This is a genomic window from Psychromarinibacter sp. S121, assembly GCF_049801035.1.
In the GTDB taxonomy this organism is placed as follows: domain Bacteria; phylum Pseudomonadota; class Alphaproteobacteria; order Rhodobacterales; family Rhodobacteraceae; genus Psychromarinibacter.
This window is the reverse complement of sequence record NZ_JBNAGE010000001.1, coordinates 890,363-908,176: the sequence shown is the minus strand read 5'-3', so window position 1 is coordinate 908,176 and position 17,814 is coordinate 890,363. Positions and strand designations below refer to the sequence as shown.

Annotated in this window: 16 protein-coding genes; 7 read left to right on the top strand and 9 right to left on the bottom strand. The window is 68.8% G+C overall.

Annotated features, from left to right (window positions below; genetic code table 11):
- Positions 1-94 precede the first annotated feature (94 nt).
- A complete protein-coding gene (locus ACP156_RS04450) occupies positions 95-1,954 on the top strand; it encodes a serine protease (protein ID WP_425050093.1) in 1,860 nt (619 codons plus the stop codon).
- 63 nt (positions 1,955-2,017) lie between these two features.
- On the opposite strand, the gene ACP156_RS04445 is transcribed toward ACP156_RS04450, so the two are convergent.
- The 5 genes from ACP156_RS04445 to ACP156_RS04425 all read right to left on the bottom strand — a co-directional run bounded on the left by ACP156_RS04445 (position 2,018) and on the right by ACP156_RS04425 (position 8,389).
- Entirely contained in the window at positions 2,018-3,013 is a 996-nt protein-coding gene (locus tag ACP156_RS04445; RefSeq protein ID WP_425050092.1) for a molybdopterin-binding protein, read from the bottom strand.
- Positions 3,010-3,990, bottom strand: coding sequence for an XdhC family protein (locus ACP156_RS04440; RefSeq protein WP_425050091.1), 981 nt, complete (start codon positions 3,988-3,990; stop codon positions 3,010-3,012). Before ACP156_RS04440 ends, ACP156_RS04445 begins: the two co-directional genes overlap by 4 nt.
- Before the next feature lie 167 nt (positions 3,991-4,157).
- Positions 4,158-6,065: an OmpA family protein gene (locus ACP156_RS04435; RefSeq protein WP_425050090.1), complete on the bottom strand. Its 1,908-nt coding sequence runs from the start codon at positions 6,063-6,065 to the stop codon at positions 4,158-4,160.
- A 114-nt stretch (positions 6,066-6,179) separates the two neighbouring features.
- Positions 6,180-7,442 (bottom strand): vWA domain-containing protein, encoded by a 1,263-nt coding sequence (locus tag ACP156_RS04430; protein ID WP_425050089.1) that lies wholly within the window; start codon positions 7,440-7,442, stop codon positions 6,180-6,182.
- Positions 7,443-7,477: 35 nt separating this feature from the next.
- On the bottom strand, positions 7,478-8,389 hold the full coding sequence (locus tag ACP156_RS04425) for an AAA family ATPase (protein ID WP_425050088.1): 912 nt from the start codon (positions 8,387-8,389) through the stop codon (positions 7,478-7,480).
- A gap of 111 nt (positions 8,390-8,500) precedes the next feature.
- On the opposite strand from ACP156_RS04425, the gene ACP156_RS04420 reads away from it, so the two are divergent.
- Positions 8,501-9,529, top strand: a complete 1,029-nt coding sequence (locus ACP156_RS04420) for an AbrB family transcriptional regulator (RefSeq protein WP_425050087.1) — start codon at positions 8,501-8,503, stop codon at positions 9,527-9,529.
- Positions 9,530-9,595: 66 nt separating this feature from the next.
- A complete protein-coding gene (locus ACP156_RS04415) occupies positions 9,596-10,816 on the top strand; it encodes an acyl-CoA dehydrogenase (RefSeq protein ID WP_425050086.1) in 1,221 nt (406 codons plus the stop codon).
- A gap of 146 nt (positions 10,817-10,962) precedes the next feature.
- On the opposite strand, the gene xseA is transcribed toward ACP156_RS04415, so the two are convergent.
- Both xseA and ACP156_RS04405 read right to left on the bottom strand, forming a co-directional pair.
- Positions 10,963-12,513, bottom strand: a complete 1,551-nt coding sequence (gene xseA / locus ACP156_RS04410; protein WP_425050085.1) for an exodeoxyribonuclease VII large subunit — start codon at positions 12,511-12,513, stop codon at positions 10,963-10,965.
- 37 nt (positions 12,514-12,550) lie between these two features.
- The gene (locus ACP156_RS04405) at positions 12,551-13,111 is read right to left on the bottom strand and encodes a type 1 glutamine amidotransferase domain-containing protein (protein ID WP_425050084.1); all 561 of its coding nucleotides are present in this window, start codon (positions 13,109-13,111) and stop codon (positions 12,551-12,553) included.
- 134 nt (positions 13,112-13,245) lie between these two features.
- On the opposite strand from ACP156_RS04405, the gene purD reads away from it, so the two are divergent.
- Positions 13,246-14,511, top strand: coding sequence for a phosphoribosylamine--glycine ligase (gene purD / locus ACP156_RS04400; RefSeq protein WP_425050083.1), 1,266 nt, complete (start codon positions 13,246-13,248; stop codon positions 14,509-14,511).
- 7 nt (positions 14,512-14,518) lie between these two features.
- Here purD and ACP156_RS04395 read toward each other — a convergent pair whose 3' ends face one another.
- Positions 14,519-15,310: an FG-GAP repeat domain-containing protein gene (locus tag ACP156_RS04395; RefSeq protein WP_425050082.1), complete on the bottom strand. Its 792-nt coding sequence runs from the start codon at positions 15,308-15,310 to the stop codon at positions 14,519-14,521.
- Positions 15,310-15,633 carry a 2Fe-2S iron-sulfur cluster-binding protein gene (locus tag ACP156_RS04390; RefSeq protein ID WP_425050081.1) on the bottom strand — a complete coding sequence of 108 codons (324 nt, stop codon included), beginning with the start codon at positions 15,631-15,633 and terminating at the stop codon, positions 15,310-15,312. The genes ACP156_RS04395 and ACP156_RS04390 overlap by 1 nt, the downstream gene beginning before the upstream one ends.
- Before the next feature lie 220 nt (positions 15,634-15,853).
- On the opposite strand from ACP156_RS04390, the gene ACP156_RS04385 reads away from it, so the two are divergent.
- The 3 genes from ACP156_RS04385 to ACP156_RS04375 all read left to right on the top strand — a co-directional run bounded on the left by ACP156_RS04385 (position 15,854) and on the right by ACP156_RS04375 (position 17,796).
- Positions 15,854-16,756, top strand: coding sequence for a DMT family transporter (locus ACP156_RS04385; protein ID WP_425050080.1), 903 nt, complete (start codon positions 15,854-15,856; stop codon positions 16,754-16,756).
- Between the two features lie 50 nt (positions 16,757-16,806).
- Positions 16,807-17,187, top strand: a complete 381-nt coding sequence (locus ACP156_RS04380) for an OB-fold nucleic acid binding domain-containing protein (protein ID WP_425050079.1) — start codon at positions 16,807-16,809, stop codon at positions 17,185-17,187.
- A 66-nt stretch (positions 17,188-17,253) separates the two neighbouring features.
- Positions 17,254-17,796 carry a peptidoglycan-binding domain-containing protein gene (locus tag ACP156_RS04375; RefSeq protein ID WP_425050078.1) on the top strand — a complete coding sequence of 181 codons (543 nt, stop codon included), beginning with the start codon at positions 17,254-17,256 and terminating at the stop codon, positions 17,794-17,796.
- Positions 17,797-17,814 lie beyond the last annotated feature (18 nt).

The window sequence follows — 17,814 nt, the reverse complement described above, 5'->3', positions numbered from 1 at the left end:
AACCTTCGCTACCGCGATATTGACCTTCGTACAGTTCACGCTTTGAAAGGGTGCGATCAACGTGCCGTGCCAGAAACCCAAGGAAATCGTACCGATGCCAAAGGCCTTTTCCGCGCTTTATTCACTAGTTTTCATTCTTTGGGCCGGACTTGCTTCCGCTCAGGGGACCTTTATCCAGCTCGAGGCACGGCCCGATCTGAACTCGGCCACGCAGGCCGCACGCACCTATGCGGCGAACCTGACCGAGGTGAACGGCTTCCGCATGGCAAGCGGCTGGTACGGCATCGCGCTTGGACCCTACACCGCCGAACAGGCGATTCAGGCGCTGGCGCAGCTGCGCGCGCAGGGCGCCATTCCGCCCGACAGCTTCCTGACGCAGGCCGATGCCTACACGCAGCAGTTCTACCCCGTCGGCGCCAACGCGCTGGCGCCGGTCGAGGACGCTGACGACGCCACCCAGACGCAGGCGCAGGGCCAGACGCAGGCGGATGACACCCCGCCCGCGACCGCGACCGAGCCCGAACTTGTGGCCGAACCGGAACCCGAGCCCGAACCGGAAATCGTTGCGGCCCCCGAGCCCGAGCCCGCGCCGGAACCGGCGCCGGAGCCCGAAGAGGTCGTCGACACCGAGACCCAGCAGGAAGCCTATCGCAACGAGGCCGCGCTGAGCGTCGACGAGAAGATGGAACTGCAGCGCGCGCTTCAGTGGTACGGATTCTACGCTGGCGCAATCGACGCCGCCTTCGGCCCCGGCACCCGCCGCTCGATGGCTGCGTGGCAAGAGTCCGAGGGCCTGACCCCGACCGGCGTGCTGACCACCATGCAGCGCGAGGAACTCGTGGGCAGCTACCAGTCGATCCTGTCGTCGCTGGGCCTTGGCCTGCGCATGGACGAGACTGCCGGCATCGAGATGACCATGCCGCTGGCGATGGTGCGGTTCGACCGCTACGAGCCGCCCTTCGCGCATTACGACTCGATCAACGACAGCGGCGTCCGCATCCTGCTGATCAGCCAGACCGGCACCGAATCCACGCTGCTGGGCCTGTATGACATCATGCAGACGCTAGAGATCGTCCCCGTCGAGGGCGAGCGCAACCGCACCGCCAACAGCTTCACGCTGACGGGCGAGAACAACCGCATCAAGTCCTACACCTACGCGGTGCTGACCGGCGGCACGGTGAAAGGCTTCACCCTGATCTGGCCCGCGGGCGAAGACCGCCGCTTTGACGTGGCGCTGCGCGCGATGCGCGACAGCTTCCGCTCGGTGCCGGGCGCGGTGCTGCCCGACGCCATCGGCGACGCCGCGCTGGAACAGTCGGTCGACCTGATCTCGGGCCTGAAGATCCGCCGCCCCACCAGCTCGCGGTCGGGCTTCTACGTCGACCGCAACGGCATGGTGCTGACCACCACCGAGGCGGTGGCGGGCTGCGGCCGGATCACGCTGGACGAGGTCTATACCGCCGACGTGGTGGCCGAGGATGCCGGACTGGGCATCGCGCTGCTGAAACCCGCGGACCGGCTGGCGCCGCAGGACTTCGCCAAGTTCCAGTCCTCGCCGGTCCGGCTTCAGTCCGAGATCGCTGTCTCGGGCTACAGCTACGAAGGCCTGCTGAGCGCGCCGACCCTGACCTATGGCACCTTCGCCGATGCGCAGGGGCTGAACGGCGAGCCCGACCGCAACCGCCTTTCGCTGGACGCAAGCGCCGGTGACGCGGGCGGTCCGGTGCTGGACAACACCGGCTCGGTCGTGGGGATGCTGCTGCCCGCGTCGAACCCGGAAGGCAAACGCCTGCCCGAGGATGTGACCTTCACCGCCGCAGGCACCACGCTGGCAGAGTTCCTGTCGAACAACGGCGTGTCGCCCGCGGCCTCGACGGACGGCGTCCCGCTGTCGGGCGAAGACCTTGCGGCCTACGCGGCCAAGGTCACCGTGCTGGTCAGCTGCTGGCCGTAAGCCGGACTGCAGGTTCAGTCATGCAAACAGCGCGGCCCCCTCGAAAGCGGGGGCCGTTGCATTTCAGCCCGGCTTGCGTTCGCGCGGATGCGGACGTGCCGGGCTTTCCTTCAGCAGACCGCCCACGCCCATCGCTGCGATGTCGCCGTCGCTGACCTCTAGCCCGCAGGCCACCCGTTCCAGCACCCAGTCGGCCCCGTTCAGCGCCGGAGACCGGGCGCAGCCCGGCAGGCCGATCACGGGTCGACCGCCCTGCGCGCCGAGGAACAGCAGGTTGCCGGGATCGACCGGCATTCCGAAGCGCGTGACCTCTCCTCCCGCCGCGCGCACCGCTTCGGGGGCGACATCATGCGGGTCCGAAGTGGCCGAGGCCGTAAGGATCATCACCAGATCGCCCTCTGCCGCCGCCACCGCATCGGCCAGAGGCGCGGTGCGGTGCGGCACGGTGCGGGTCGCGATCAGGTCCATGCCCAGCGCCTCGAGCCGGGCGCGCATGGCGTCCTCGCCCTTGCCGGCCCCTGCCCCGATGTCGGTCTGGATCAGCGTCGCGGTCTTCAGCGTCACTGGTCGCAGGCGCATCGCATTGCGGATCGCCTCTTCCGCCGCAGCGACCGAGGTCTCGGCCACGCCGTAGGCGATGATCTTCACCGTCGCCACCATTGTGCGGTCGCCGCAACGGGCGAAGGGCGGCAGTGTCGCCACGGTGATCAGCGGGTCGACGCGGTTTGCGGCCTCCAGACGGGCGACATCCAGCTCCAGCACACCGGGCACGGTGGCATACAGGTTCACCCGCCCGGTGCTGGCCTTCGTCATCCGCAGGTGGACCGCCTTCGGGTCCGGCACCATGGCGTCGGCGATCCGTTGCGCCGCCGGATCCTCGGCCAGATCCCCGGCATCGAGCCGCGCGACAATGACCTCGGTCAGCCCGGCTTCGCGCATCGCGCCGATGTCGGCGTCTTCCAGCACCCGGCCCTTGCGCAGCTTGCGCTTGCCCAGCTGCAACGAGTGCGCCAGCACCGCGCCGCCCGCGTCATCAAGGCTGACGGGTCCGAACCTCATGCGCCCTTCCGCAGCACCTGCGTGATCTGGGCCATCACGGAAATCGCGATCTCGGCGGGCGACATCGCCCCGATATCCAGACCCACCGGCGCGTGGATTTTCCCGATCTCGTCGGCGGTGAAGCCCGCTTCTTCCAGCCGCGCCACGCGCTTGGCGTGGGTCCGCTTCGAGCCGAGGCTGCCGAGGTAGAACACATCCGACTTCAGCGCGGCGATGATGGCCGGGTCGTCGATTTTCGGATCATGCGTCAGCGTCACCACCGCCGTCCGCGCGTCAAGGCCATAGGCGGCCAGCGCTTCGTCGGGCCAGTCGTGGCTGATGGTCTCCTCGGGGAAGCGGCTTTCCGAGGCGAAGGCCTCGCGCGGGTCGACGAGAAACGGGTCGTATCCGGCCAGCCGCGCCATCTGAAGCAGCGGCTGCGAGATGTGCACCGCACCCACCACGGCCATCCGCAGCGGCGGATTGTGGATCGCGACGAAGGTGGCGCCGTCTTCCTCGAACCCCGAGCGGTCCATGCGGAAGCGGTCGGGGAACTCGGACGGCGTCGCGGTGCGGCGCGACCAGTCCGCGGTATCGACCACATGCGCGATTGGCTTGCGCTTGGCGCGGGCGGCGACGAGATCGGCCAGCACGTCCTCGGGCAGGCCCTTGTCCGACCCCACCGGCTGCACCATCACACGGATCTGCCCGCCGCAGGCAAGGCCCACGGCGAAGGCTTCGTCGTCGCTGACGCCGAATTCGAGGATCTTCGAGGCGCCGCTGTCCAGCGCATCGAACGCCTCGGCCACCACCGCGCCCTCGACGCAGCCGCCCGAGACCGAGCCCATCAACTCGCCCTCGCCCGACACGGCCAGCAACGCGCCCACCGGACGCGGAGCCGAACCCCAGGTCTGCACGACGGTCGCAATCACCGCACCCTTGCCGGCGAGGTGCCAGTCCAGCGCGATCTCGGGGATATCGTCGAAACCCTTTTGCATGGGACCACCTCCTGTCGGGGGCAATATGGGGCCGGCGGCGGGGCTTCGCCATAGGAAAACCGGTGCGCCTGCGCAGAGTGGCCGGTGCGGCCCGGCAACGACAAAGGGCGCGCCCCGCGAAGGGCGCGCCCATGATCTTCTAAGTATGCCTCAGCCGGTCAGGCCGATCAGCGCACCGCGGCAGCCTGCAGCAGCGGCGTGATCCGGCGGACCGCAGCGCGGCGGTTGGCGCGTTCCGCGTCGCCGGTCGGGACCAGCAGGAACTCTTCGCCATAGCCCTGAACCACCATGTTTTCCGGCGGCACGTCGAAATATTCCGACAGGGCGAGCGCCACGCTTTCCGCGCGACGGTCGGACAGCGCGAGGTTCATCGCGTCATTGCCGACCGCGTCGGTGTGGCCTTCGATCAGGAACAGCTCGTCCGGGTTCTCAGAGATGAACTCGGCCATCGCCTTGCCCAGCTCGTAAAGGCTTTCCGCCTCTTCCGGACGGATCGCCGCCGAGCCGCTTTCGAAGTTGATGGCGTCGACGTTGATCTCGGGCATCAGCTCGCGCACCTGCTCGATGTTACGCACCTGACCCAGCGTGAAGGTCCGGTCCAGATCGGCCCGGCGTTCCGCTTCCAAAGCGGCCCGCAGCGCGGCGTCGTTGTCGACCGAGACTTCCTGCCGCGGCGCGGGCTGCGGAAGGTCGCTCAGGCGCACCGGCTGGCTTTCGACCGTGTCATCGAACAGGATCACCTCGCGGCCATCCGGCAGCAGGCGCGTCCGGCGCAGCACGGTACCATCGGCGGCCGACACCGTTACCACCTGCACGCCATTCTGACGCGTGACCGTGGTGCGGGTCGAGCCGTCGCGGAAGGTCTCGGTGCGAACGTCGGCACCGGGGCGGCGCAACAGTTCGTCATCGTCCTTCAGAACGTAATAGCTGCCGTCCTGCCGCTGCACGACCACGCGGTCGCCGGTGTTTTCGACAACTTCGTCGTTCTGGCCGATCAGCTGGTCGAGCACCACGAGGCCGGCAGCGCCCAGCGCGAACTTCTCGAAGTTCGACAGACCGCCACGGTCGTCGTCATCGTCGTTCGACGCGGCAGGCGCCGCTTCGGGGGCCTCGGCAAAGTCCTCGTCGCTGGACCGCGCGTCTTCCTCGGTCACCGTGGTTTCGGTGGTCTCGACGGCTTCCGAGTCCTCCTCCGACGCAGCGGCGGCAGCCGCCGGGCGACCGTTGTTGCCATCGGCGATGACATCTTCCGCGGCTTGGTCGGCGTCGGCGGGCGTCTCTTCGGCGACCTCTTCCTCGGCGGCTTCCGGTTCCGCCGGCGCTTCGGTCACCTCGGCCTCGGCCTCGGCCTCAGCTTCGACCTCGGCGTCGCCACCAAGGTCCTCGGCCAGCGTCTCCGGCGTCACTTCCTCGGGCGTTTCCGCAACCTCTGCCTCGGGGGCTTCGGGGGCAGCTTCCGGTGCCGGGGTCTCTTCCTCGGCAACTTCTTCCTGCGCGGCCTCGGGTTCGGCGGGCACTTCGGTCACTTCCGCTTCCGCTTCCGCTTCGGCTTCGACCTCGGCGTCACCGCCAAGATCCTCTGCCAGCGACTCCGGCGTCACCTCTTCAGGCGCCGCTTCCGTCTCGGGCGTTTCCGCCACTTCCGGCTCGGCAGGCTGCTCTGCCGGGGCTTCCTCGACGACCTCTTCCGCAGGTTCCTCGGTCGGCGCAGGTTGTTCTTCGGCGGCGGCCGCGTTCTCGTCGACCGGCTCTTCCGGCGCGGCCTCGGCCTGTTCGGGTGCCTCCGCGGCGGCGTCCGCTTCGCCAGCGGCCTCTGCGGCGGCGTCCGAGTTGCCCTCGGTCACGCGCAGCTTGCCGTTCGCGCGCAGGCAGACCTGCCCGTTCGCCACAAGCTCGGGCACGTCGCCAATAGAGACATTGCCGCCCAGCAGATCGGGCGTGACTTCGGACAGGGCAATGCCCGCGCCGTCGCCTTTACAGGCGGGGATCGTTTGCGCTGCGGCCAGTTGCGGGCCTGCAGCAAAAAGGGTGATCAGCGCCGTGGAAGCGCCGAGTTTCTTAAGTGGATGCGTCATCTTTTGCCTTTCTCCGTTTGAGACGGGGACGGCGCATTGCGGGGTCCTGTTAAGGTACTCCGCCCCGTTGGCGCCCCAACGCGGCGCTGATCGGAACGGTTCCAAACACAGCGCTCACCCTGCGGAGAGCAGCGAAATGGCGCGTGTTTTCTCTCCGGCATCGCGGGAATCCGCCAATGCCGTGGCAAGTCCCTGCAAAGATGCAATATTGTGTCCAGCCCGGAAACTATCCACATGGGGCAGCATCGCCCGTATCCCCTGAGCACGGGGCGCGAAGCCCTCCCAGCGCAGCAAGGGGTTCAGCCAGATGACGCGGCGGGCGGACAAATGCAGCCGCTCCATCTCGCGCGAAAGGCGGTCCGGGTCGCCGCGTTCCAGCCCGTCGGTGATGACCAGCACCACCGCACCCTGCCCCAGCACACGGCGGCCCCAGTCGCGGTTGAAGTCGTGCAGGCAGTCGCCGATCCGCGTGCCCCCTTCCCAGTCCTGTGCCTCGGCCCCGGCGGCGGCGAGCGCGGCGTCGACGTCTCGGGTGGCAAGGTGGCGGGTGATGTTCGTCAGGCGCGTGCCGAAGGTGAAGGCGTGAACCCTGGCCCAGCCCGCGCCCTTGTGGTTCGACACCGCGTGCAGAAAGTGCAGCGCGGCGCGGGAATATTGCGACATCGACCCGGAGATGTCGCAAAGCACGACAAGGTTCGGCCAGCGCAGGCGACGGTTTTTCCGTGCAAAGTCATGCACCTCTCCGCCGTTCTTCAAAGCCGCGCGCATCGTTGCGCGCCAGTCGGCGCGGGTGCCGCGCGGATCGGCCACGGTGCGGCGCGACCGGATCGGGTTCACCGGCAGCGTCATCCGCGCCAGCATCCGCTTCGCCTCGGCCATCTCGGCGGTGGTCATCTGCTCGAAATCCAGCGTCCGCAGCCGTTCCTCGCCAGAGGCCGTCTGCGAAGCGTCGATCCGGATCTCGTCGTCGCCGCCCTCGCCCTCGGGCTGGTCCGGCAGATCGCGGTCGACCCCGTCCAGCAGCGCCTCTGCCGCGCGGCGTTCGGCGGCCTTGGCGCCCCGGTCTTCCTGCACCCCGCGGATTGCCGGAAGCATCATCGCCATCATGTGTTCCATGTAGCGGGGATCGCGCCAGTACAGCCGGAACACCTGCGCGAAAACCGCCCGATGCTCGGGGCGCGACACGAAACAGGCGTGCAGCGTCCAGAAGAAATCGGCGCGCTCGGTGAACCCCGCGGCCTCGACCGCGCGGATCGCGTCCAGCGTCCGTCCAGGCCCCACCGGCAGCCCCGCCTTGCGCAGCGCGCGGGCGAACCAGACGATGTTGTGCGTCAGCTTGCCGTCTTCGGGGATATCGAGAGGGATCTGTTCCGCCATTCAGCCCCCCTGACCGGATCGGACCAGACAGGTCATCAGGCCGGCGCCAGCCCCGCGCGCACCTCGTCCAGCAGCCGCTTCGCCTCGCCGCCCTGAATGCGCTGGATGTCGTCCTGATACTTCAGGATCGCGCCGATGGTATCCGCGATCACCTCGGGCGACAGCGCGATCACGTCCAGCGCCAGCAGGCATTTCGCCCAGTCGATCGTCTCTGCCACGCCGGGCTTCTTGAACAGGTCCTCGGTGCGCAGCCGCTGCACGAAGGCCACCACCTCGCGGCTCAGCGCCTCGGCGGCCTCGGGGGCGCGTGCGCTCAGGATCTCGATCTCGCGGTCGAAGGTGGGATAGTCGACCCAGTGATACAGGCAGCGCCGCTTCAGCGCGTCATGCACCTCGCGCGTGCGGTTCGAGGTCAACACGACAATCGGCGGCTCCGGAGCCTTCACGGTGCCAAGTTCCGGGATCGTCACCTGAAAGTCGGACAGCGCTTCCAGCAGGAAGGCCTCGAAGGGTTCGTCGGTGCGGTCCAACTCGTCGATGAGCAACACCGGAGCCCCGCCCGCCTGTGGCCGCATCGCCTGCAACAGCGGGCGTTCGATCAGGAATTCGTCGGAAAACAGCTCGTCCTGCAGCATGTCGCGGTCCATGCCGCCGCCCGCCTCTGCCGCGCGGATCGCCACCATCTGCGCTGCGAAGTTCCATTCGTAGACGGCCGAGGATGCATCCAGCCCCTCGTAGCATTGCAGCCGGATCAGCCGCCGCCCCAGCGCGGCGGCCAGCGCCTTGGCGATCTCGGTCTTGCCGACGCCCGCCTCGCCCTCGAGAAACAGGGGACGCCCCAGCCGCAGCGCAAGGAACACCACCGTGGCCAGCGGCCGCCCGCAGACATAGCCCTGTCCGGCCAGCAGCGCCTGGACCGCTTCGATCCCCTCCACCTGATCCGTCACATGCGCCTCCTCTCGCCCGTGAAGTCCTCGCGGAGCCCCATGGGGACACGCGGGCGGGCAAGGGTCAAGGGCGTCTTGTCCCCGCGCGAAATCCGTGGCTTACGAGGGGCCATGTCCGCGCTTACCCCCGCCCGTCTCCGCACTCTGGTCATCGCCGCCCTCGGCGCGGTGGTCTTCGTGGTGCTGGGCCTGCCGCTGCCGCTTCTGCTGGGCCCGATGCTGGGCTGCCTGCTGGCGGCGCTGGGGGGCTTGCAGCTTCAGGGCATGGGCACGCTGGGCGTCGCGATGCGGACGCTTCTGGGCGTGGCCATCGGCGCTTCGATCACCCCGGAACTGGTACGAGAGCTGCCGGGCTATGCGCCAACGCTGGCGATGATCCCGGTGTTCATCCTCGTGATCGGCGGCATCGGCTATCCGTTCTTCCGCAAGGTGATGAAGTTCGACCACCCGACCGCCTTCTACTCGGCGATGCCGGGCGGGTTGCAGGACATGCTGATCTTCGGGCAGGAAGCGGGCGGCGACGTGCGCGCCATGTCGCTGGTGCATGCGACGCGGGTGCTGGTGATCGTCACCGTCGCGCCGTTCCTGCTGACCCTGTGGTACGATCTGGACCTCACCGCGCCGCCGGGCATCCACGCGAATGAACTGCCCGCCTACGAGATCGTGCTGATGATCGCCGCCGGTCTGGCCGGGTGGAAGATCGCCGAGCGCATCAAGCTGTTCGGCGCCTCGATCATCGGCCCGATGCTGCTGACCGCCGCGCTGTCGCTCAGCGGCGTGATCCAGCACCGCCCGCCCGCCGAACTGATCTGGGCGGCGCAGTTCTTCATCGGCCTCAGCGTCGGCGCGAACTACACCGGGATCACCGGGCGCGAGATCCGGGTGGACGTGGGCGCGGGGCTTGCGTTCTCGCTGATGTTGGCGGTGATCAGCCTTGTGTTCATCGAGGCGGTGCTGTGGGTCACCGACGCCCCCGCGCTGGACGTGATGCTGTCGTTCCTGCCCGGCGGTCAGGGGGAAATGGTCGTGGTCGCGCTTGTCTCGGGCGCCGACCTCGCCTTTGTGATCACCCATCACCTGACGCGGGTCGCCGTGGTGGTGACGCTTGCGCCGCTTGCCGCGCGCTGGCTGGGCCGCTAGCGGCTGCGATTGCCCCCGCCCCGCCGCTGGCGTATCACCATAGCCAAGCACGCAAGGGAGAGAGACATGAACGTCGCCGCGCCGATTTCCGCCAAGGACGCCCCGGACATGAGCCGCTTCGACTGGGAGGATCCCTTCCTGCTGGAAGACCAGCTGACCGAGGACGAGCGCATGCTGCGCGACGCTGCCCGCGCCTTCGCCCAGTCCGAACTTCAGCCCCGCGTCGTCGACGCCTACCGCGAGGAAACGGTAGAGCCCCGGATCTTCCGCCTGATGGGCGAGGCCGGTCTGCTGGGCGTCACCATCCCCGAGGAATACGGCGGGCTTGGCGCGGGCTACGTGACCTACGGCCTGATCGGGCGCGAGATCGAGCGGGTCGACAGCGGCTATCGCTCGATGATGTCGGTGCAGTCCAGCCTCGTGATGTACCCGATATATGCCTACGGCTCCGAAGAGCAGCGGCAGAAATACCTCCCCGGCCTCGCCAGCGGCGCGCTGATCGGCTGCTTCGGCCTGACCGAGCCCGATGCGGGGTCAGACCCCGCCGGGATGAAGACCGTCGCGAAGAAGACCGCCGACGGCTACGTGCTGAACGGCGCGAAGATGTGGATCTCGAACGCACCGGTCGCGGATGTCTTCGTGGTCTGGGCCAAGTCCGAGGCGCATGGCGGCAAGATCCGCGGATTCGTGCTGGAGAAGGGCATGGACGGCCTCTCTGCTCCGAAGATCGGCGGCAAGCTGTCGCTGCGGGCCAGCGTCACCGGCGAGATCGTGATGAAGGACGTCGCGATCTCCGAGGACGCGCTGCTGCCCAACGTCGAAGGGCTGAAAGGCCCGTTCGGCTGTCTGAACCGCGCGCGCTACGGCATCTCGTGGGGCGTTCTGGGCGCCGCCGAGTTCTGCTGGCACGCGGCGCGGCAATACGGCCTCGACCGCAAGCAGTTCGACCGCCCGATCGCGCAGACGCAGCTGTTTCAGAAAAAGCTCGCCGACATGCAGACCGAGATCACGCTGGGCCTGCAGGGCTCGCTGCGGGTGGGCCGCCTGATGGAGGAAGGCCGCGCCGCGCCCGAGATGATCTCGCTGATGAAACGCAACAACTGCGGCAAGGCGCTCGACATCGCGCGGATGGCGCGGGACATGCACGGCGGCAACGGCATCTCGGAGGAATTCCAGGTGATGCGCCACATGGTGAACCTGGAAACGGTGAACACCTACGAAGGCACCCACGACGTCCACGCCCTGATCCTCGGCCGCGCACAGACCGGACTGCAGGCGTTCTTCTGAAGGGCACGACGCCCCCGCTTGCTTCTACTCTTTCCAAATACCTCGGGGGAGTCGCGCAGCGACGGGGGCAGCGCCCCCTCTTCGTGACGTAAATAGACCAGCGCTGCCCGCCCTACAGCGGGCGGACCCCTATTCCAGCCGCCCGATCAGAACAGCGACCCCTGTTCCGGCTTCTCCTCGGGTCCTTTGCGCTTCGCCGGCTTCCCTCCGCCGCCGATCGCCAGACGTCCGTCGGCGAACTCGATCTCAAGACCCGACGCCGCCTCGGCCTCGGCCTTGCGGGTGACCACGCCCGCCTCGCCGCGCACCACTGCGTAGCCGCGTTTCAGGGTCTCGCGGTAGCCAAGGCTTTGCCGCAGCCGTTCCAGCGCCTCCAACCGGGCGGCCCAGCCCGCCACCTGCGCGCTGCCTGCCGCGGACAGGCGCCGCACGGTGCGGGTGAACAGGTCGTTTTGGCGGGCAAGGTCGCGGTCCAGCACCGAGCCACGCAGCCGCGCCGCGACAGTGCGATAGCCGCGGTCCTTGTCACGCCGCAGCCGGTCCAGCGCGGGGCCCAGCCGCGCGGCAAGCCGGTCGGTGTCGGCCTTCCGTTGCGCGACCGAGCGGCGCAGCACGGCGGGGCGCAGGTGCACCGCCGCCTCGTTCAGGCGGCCCCGGCGGCGTTCGACCAGCGCGGTCAGCGCGCGGGGCAGCCCGGCGGTGGCATAGTCCAGCCGCTGCCGCGCCTGCCCCACCAGCGCCTCGGGCCGCGGCAGCGCGCGGCTGACGTCGGCCAGACGCTGGCGGCGGCGGGCGACGGCCTCGGCCATGGCCCGGTCCAGACGCGCCTCTTGCTGTGACAGCCACGCCTGCAATTCCATCCGCACCGGCACCGCGATCTCGGCGGCGGCGGTCGGCGTCGGCGCGCGGCGGTCCGAGACATAGTCGATCAGCGTCGTATCGGTCTCGTGTCCCACCGCCGAGATCAGCGGGATCTCGGACGCGGCGGCGGCGCGGGCGACGATTTCCTCGTTGAAGCCCCACAGGTCCTCGATCGAGCCGCCGCCCCGCGCGACGATCAGCAGGTCGGGACGCGGCAGCGCGCCGCCGGGGGTCAGGCGGTTGAAGCCTTCGATGGCGCGCGCGACCTCGGGGGCGCAGCGGTCGCCCTGCACGGCGACGGGCCAGATCAGCACCTTGCGCGGAAAGCGGTCACGCAGGCGGTGCAGGATGTCGCGGATCACCGCGCCCGAGGGCGAGGTCACCACGCCGATCACTTCGGGCAGGTACGGCAGCGGACGCTTGCGCGCGTCGTCGAACAGCCCCTCGGCGGCCAGCGCCTTCTTGCGCTTCTCCAGCATCGCCATCAGCGCGCCGACGCCGGCCGGGCGGATTTCTTCCACTGTAAGCTGATACTTGGACTGCGACCCGAAGGTGGTCAGCCGGCCGGTCGCGACCACTTCCATGCCTTCCTCGGGCTTCACGGTCAGGCGCGCGACCTGCCCTTTCCATGCGACCGAGGCCAGCACGCTGCGGTCGTCCTTGATGTCGAAATACAGGTGCCCCGAGCGGGCGACGAAGACGCGGCCCACCTCGCCCTTGACCCGGACGCGGCCGAATTCGCCTTCCAGAACACGTTTCACCGCCCCGGAGATTTCCGAGACGGTGTACTCGTGGGCGTTCTCGCCCGGGACGGGATCGTCGATCAGATCGGACATGGGCGGACCATGCCCGATCCGATGGCGAAGGGGAAGGTCAGGCCGCCTCGCGGATGTGCCGACCCTCGGTCACCTCTTCGACGATCTTGGCGCAGAACGCGTCAAGGTCGCCGGGGTTGCGGCTGGTGACGATACCGTTGTCGGCCACGACCTCGGCATCGGTCCAGCGGGCGCCCGCGTTCTCGACGTCGGTGCGCACCGAGGGGTACGAGGTCATCTCGCGGCCCCGCGCGATGCCCGCCTCGATCAGCAGCCACGGCGCGTGGCAGATCGCGGCGATGACCTTGCCGTCGTCGTGGAAGGCGCGGATGAAGTTCAGCGCGCTTTCCTCGACCCGCAGCAGGTCGGGGTTGATCTGACCGCCGGGCAGAACCAGCGCGTCGTAGTTGGCGGCAAGCGTTTCCGACAGCGTGCGGTCGACCTTGACGGCGCGGCCCCAGTTGTCGGTATCCCAGCCGGTGATCTCGCCCGGTTTCAGCGAGATGATGTCGATTTCGGCCCCTTCCTCGCGCAGCTTGGCGTGGGGCACTTCAAGTTCCGACTGCTCGAAGCCGTCGGTTGCCAGAATGGCGATCTTCTTTCCGGTCAGCGTGGACATGATCTATCCTCCTGTCTTGCTGTGTTGCCATCCCAACGAGACGCCCCGGGGCGTTGTTCCATCACCTTGTCACCAAGCGCCGGTCCGCCTATTGAGCCGCCACGGCAGCATGGGCGGCAGCAAGGGGCGGCAGTATGAACATCCTCATTCTCGGTGGCGGCGGGCGCGAGCACAGCCTTGCCTGGGCAGCGATGCAGAACCCGAAATGCGACCGGCTGATCGTCGCGCCGGGCAATGCCGGGATCGCCGACATCGCGGAATGCGCCGCGCTCGACATCCTCGACGGCGGCGCGGTGGTGGACTTCGCGCAGGCCAACTCTATCGACTTCGTGATCGTCGGCCCCGAGGCGCCGCTGGCCGCCGGAGTGGCGGACGACCTGCGCGCGGCGGGCTACCTTGTGTTCGGTCCGTCGAAGGCGGCGGCCGAACTGGAGGCCTCGAAGCGGTTCACCAAGGAAATCTGCGACGCCTGCGGTGCGCCGACCGCCGGCTGGGCCCGGTTCACCGAAGCCGAACCCGCCAAGGCCTATATCCGCGAACAGGGCGCGCCCATCGTCGTCAAGGCCGACGGGCTGGCCGCCGGCAAGGGCGTCATCGTCGCGATGACCGAGGCCGAGGCGCTGGACGCCATCGACGAGATGTTCGGCGGCGCTTTCGGCGCGGCCGGCGCCGAGGTGGTGATCGAGGAATTCATGGACGGCGAGGAAGCGTCCTATTTCGTGCTGTGCGACGGCGAGAACGTCCTGCCCGTCGGCACCGCTCAGGACCACAAGCGCGTCGGCGACGGCGACACCGGCCCCAATACCGGTGGCATGGGCGCCTATTCTCCCGCACCGGTGCTGTCGGACGCGGTGGCGCAGCGCGCGCTGGACGAGATCGTGAAGCCCACCGTGGCCGAGATGGCCCGGCGCGGCACCCCCTATCAGGGCGTGCTGTACGTGGGCCTGATGATCAAGGACGGCGCGCCCCGGCTGGTGGAATACAACGTCCGCTTCGGCGACCCGGAATGTCAGGTGCTGATGCTGCGGCTGGGCGCGCAGGCGCTGGACCTGATGCACGCCTGCGCCGAGGGACGGCTGGGCGAAGCGCTGGCAAACTGGGCCGACGACTACGCGATGACGGTGGTGATGGCTGCGAACGGCTATCCCGGCAGTTACGAAAAAGGCACGCCGATCAAGGGGCTGGACGCGCTGCCCGAGGACAGCTTCAACATGGTGTTCCATGCCGGCACCGCCGAGAAAGACGGCGGGATCGTCGCCACCGGCGGGCGGGTGCTGAACGTTACCGCGCGCGGCGCGACGCTGGCCGAGGCACGGGACCGTGCCTATGCGATGGTCGACAAGATCGACTGGCCGGACGGGTTCTGCCGCCGCGATATCGGCTGGCGCGCGCTGGACTGACGCCGCCTCAGCGGCAGGCCATCGCCGCCGCCATGGCGTCGGGTGCATAGCGCCCGAGGGTCCGGGCGGTCAGCGCGCCGCCCTCCAGCCGTGTCGCCACAAGCGCGGACCAGTCGCCGCTGGCCGTGATCATCTCGGGACCGTCGCCGCAGTCGCGGATGCCGCCCGAGATGTGATCCTCGCCGATCCGGTGGTTCGACAGGCCGGACACCGCCGCCACCTCGGTCAGTTTGCCCGGCGCATAACGCCAGACGCGCAGGATCTTCGCCAGATGCGGGCGGTCGACATAGGCCAGTTCCATCGCCCCGTCGCCGTCGAGATCCGCCGCGCCCAACGGCGCCAGCCAGCGGTGCGTCTGGCCGATGTAAGGGGTGGCCGCGTCCAGCACGAGGTCGCTGCCGGTCCAGCGGTAGACCGCAAGCTGCGCGCCCTGCCCCACGTGGGTCCGGACCACGATCACCTCTTTCACGCCGTCGCCGTCGAGATCCGCCAGACGGGGCGCGATGTCCTCGAACACATGCGCGGCGTCGAGCGTCACGGCATGGCCGCAAAGGCCATGGTTGCCGTCCGCATCGACCCACAGCGTCTCGGGCTCGCGGGTGCGGCCAAGGATGCCGTGACCGTAGCGGCCCACCGCATCGGCGAACCACGCGCGGCGAACGGGACCGCGTGTATCGCGGTCCTCGGTCATGCTGCCGGGAAAGTCGCTGTCCAGCCACGCAGGCTGATCGCAGGCGGCGGTTTCGGAAGCTCCGACAACCGCAAGCGCAAGGACCAGAGCCAGCGCGGCCCGGCGCATCAGATCTGCTTTTCGGGCATCTGAACGATGAGGCCGTCCAGCTCGTCCGTCACCTTGACCTGGCAGGTCAGGCGCGAGCGCTCGGGGTTCGGCTCGAACGCGAAATCGAGCATGTCCTCTTCCATCGCTTCCTTGCCGGGAAGTTTGCCGACCCAGTCGGGATGGACGTAGACGTGGCAGGTCGAACAGGCGCAGGCGCCGCCGCAATCGGCCTCGATGCCGGGAATGTTGTTGTCCCGCGCGCCTTCCATCACGGTCAGCCCGGTGGGCACGTCCACGGTGTGCTCGGTGCCGTCGTGTTCGATATAGGTGATCCGCGCCATCGTCTGCCTTTCGCGTGTCGTACTTGCGTCCCCCGCGAAATAAGACCTTCCGGGGCGATTTGCCAGCGGCTTTCTGGGCGGGAACTTAATTTTCACTGGGTGAAATTCATTTGCTTCGCGGTTGCCGAAATTGACGGCGGTCCGGCAGCTTGCGCGGCGCTTGCAGGACGGCGCGGGCCCGCGATTGCCGGAGCCGCCGCCATCGGCTAAGCGCCAGAGCATGACCAGCGACCGCACCACCCTGCTTGCGACGGCCATCGTCTTCGCCACCGGCGCGTTCTGGGGGTTCTACTGGATCCCGGTGCGCGCCGTGTCCGGCATGGGGCTGACCGGGGCGTGGGGAACGCTGGCCATCGCCGCGGCGGCGGGTTTGCTGCTGTCGCCGGTTGCGGTTGTGCGGTGGCGCGCGCTGCGGCGCGCGGGCGGCGTCGCGCTGGCCTCGATCGCGCTTGGCGGGGCCGCCTTCGCGCTGTACTCGGTCGCCTTCGTGTACGGACGGGTCGCCATCGTGATATTGCTGTATTTCCTGACCCCGGTCTGGAGCACGCTGATCGGCCGTTACGTGATGGGCTGGCACACGCCCCGGATGCGGATCGTGGCGATTGTCGCGGGGCTTATGGGGCTGGCGGTGATGCTGAGCGCCGGTGGCACCGCCCCGATCCCGCGCAGCGCGGGCGAGTGGATGTCGCTGATCGCCGGGCTGCTGTGGTCGGTCTCGACCACCGGTATCCGGTCCCGGTCCGACCTGCGCCCGCCCGAGGCGGCTTTTGTCTTCGCGTTGGGCGCAATGGTCGCGGCGGGCCTGCTGGCCCCTGCCCTAGCCCCGCTGCCGACCGAGGGGCTGGCCCGCCACGCCGGCAGGTTGCTGGGCATCGTCATCGCCACCGGCGGCATCTGGTGGGCGCTGTCCATCGCGGCGTTGATGTGGGCGACGGTGCGGCTGGACCCGGCCCGCGTCGGCATCCTGCTGATGTCCGAGGTGCTGGTCGGCACCCTGTCCGCCGCGGTGCTGGCGGACGAGCACCTGCGCGGACTGGAACTGGCGGGCGGCGCGCTGGTGCTGCTGGCGGGCGTGCTGGAGGTCTGGCCGGTCCGGCGCAAGGGCCCCGCAGCGGCGGACTGAACCGGCCGAGACGCTTGGCCCGGCACGGCATTTGTTCTATATTTGTTCTCATGACCGACTCGCATGCCGTACCCGACGACTGGCCCCGCCCGCCCTCGTGCTGCCCGCACGGGTGGCTGGACCGCGTGCCCGGCGGCGCGCGGGTGGCGGTGGCGGGGCTGGTGCTGGTGCGGCAGCGGCCGGGCACCGCGAAGGGGGTGATCTTCGTCACGCTGGAGGACGAAACCGGCGTGTCCAACGTTGTGGTCTGGAAGAAGATCTACGAACGCTTCCGCCGCGCGGTGATCGCGGGGCGGCTGCTGAAGGTCACCGGCCGGGTCCAGCGCGAGGCGGGCGTGGTGCATATCGTGGCCGAAGAGATCGAAGACCTGTCCCATATGCTCGACAGCCTGTTGCAGCACGAGCCCGCCCGCAACGACGGCGCGCCCTGAGGCTTTCGCCTTTGCCACAAACGGGCTATTCTCTGTCCCGAAGAACAGCCCGGAGAGGCGCGAGCAGTGATCGGAAACAGACACGCAGCGGTGACGCTTGCGATGGCGCTTGGCCTGCTGACGGCCTGCGGCAGCGGCGACGGCCTGCCCGAAGTCACCCGTATCGACGAGCCCGCACCCATCCGCCTGCGCGGCGAGGGACCTCCGGGCAGCAACCCGGAGACCTGCCACGGCAAGGACGAGACCCCCGCCGTGATCGAGACCGTGACCCATCACGTCGAGGTGCCCGCGGTGCTGGACGCGGACGGCAACGTCGTCTCGCCGGCCTCGGTGCGCACCGAAGTGGTGCAGGAGATCGTCGAAGAGCGCGAGGCGCTGTGGTTCGAAAGCCTTTGCCCCGACCAGATGACGCCCGAGTTCGTCGCCTCGGTCCAGCGGGCGCTGGCGGCGCGCGGGCTGTATGACGGCGCGGCAGAGGGCGTGATGAACACCGGCACCCGCGCCGCGATCCGCGCGTTCCAAAAGCCGCAGGGGCTGAACAGTTCGGTCCTGTCGCTGGCCGCGGCGCGGCAGTTGGGGCTGATCGAGGTGGAACGGATCACCCGGTAAAGCGGTCCCCGGTCCGAA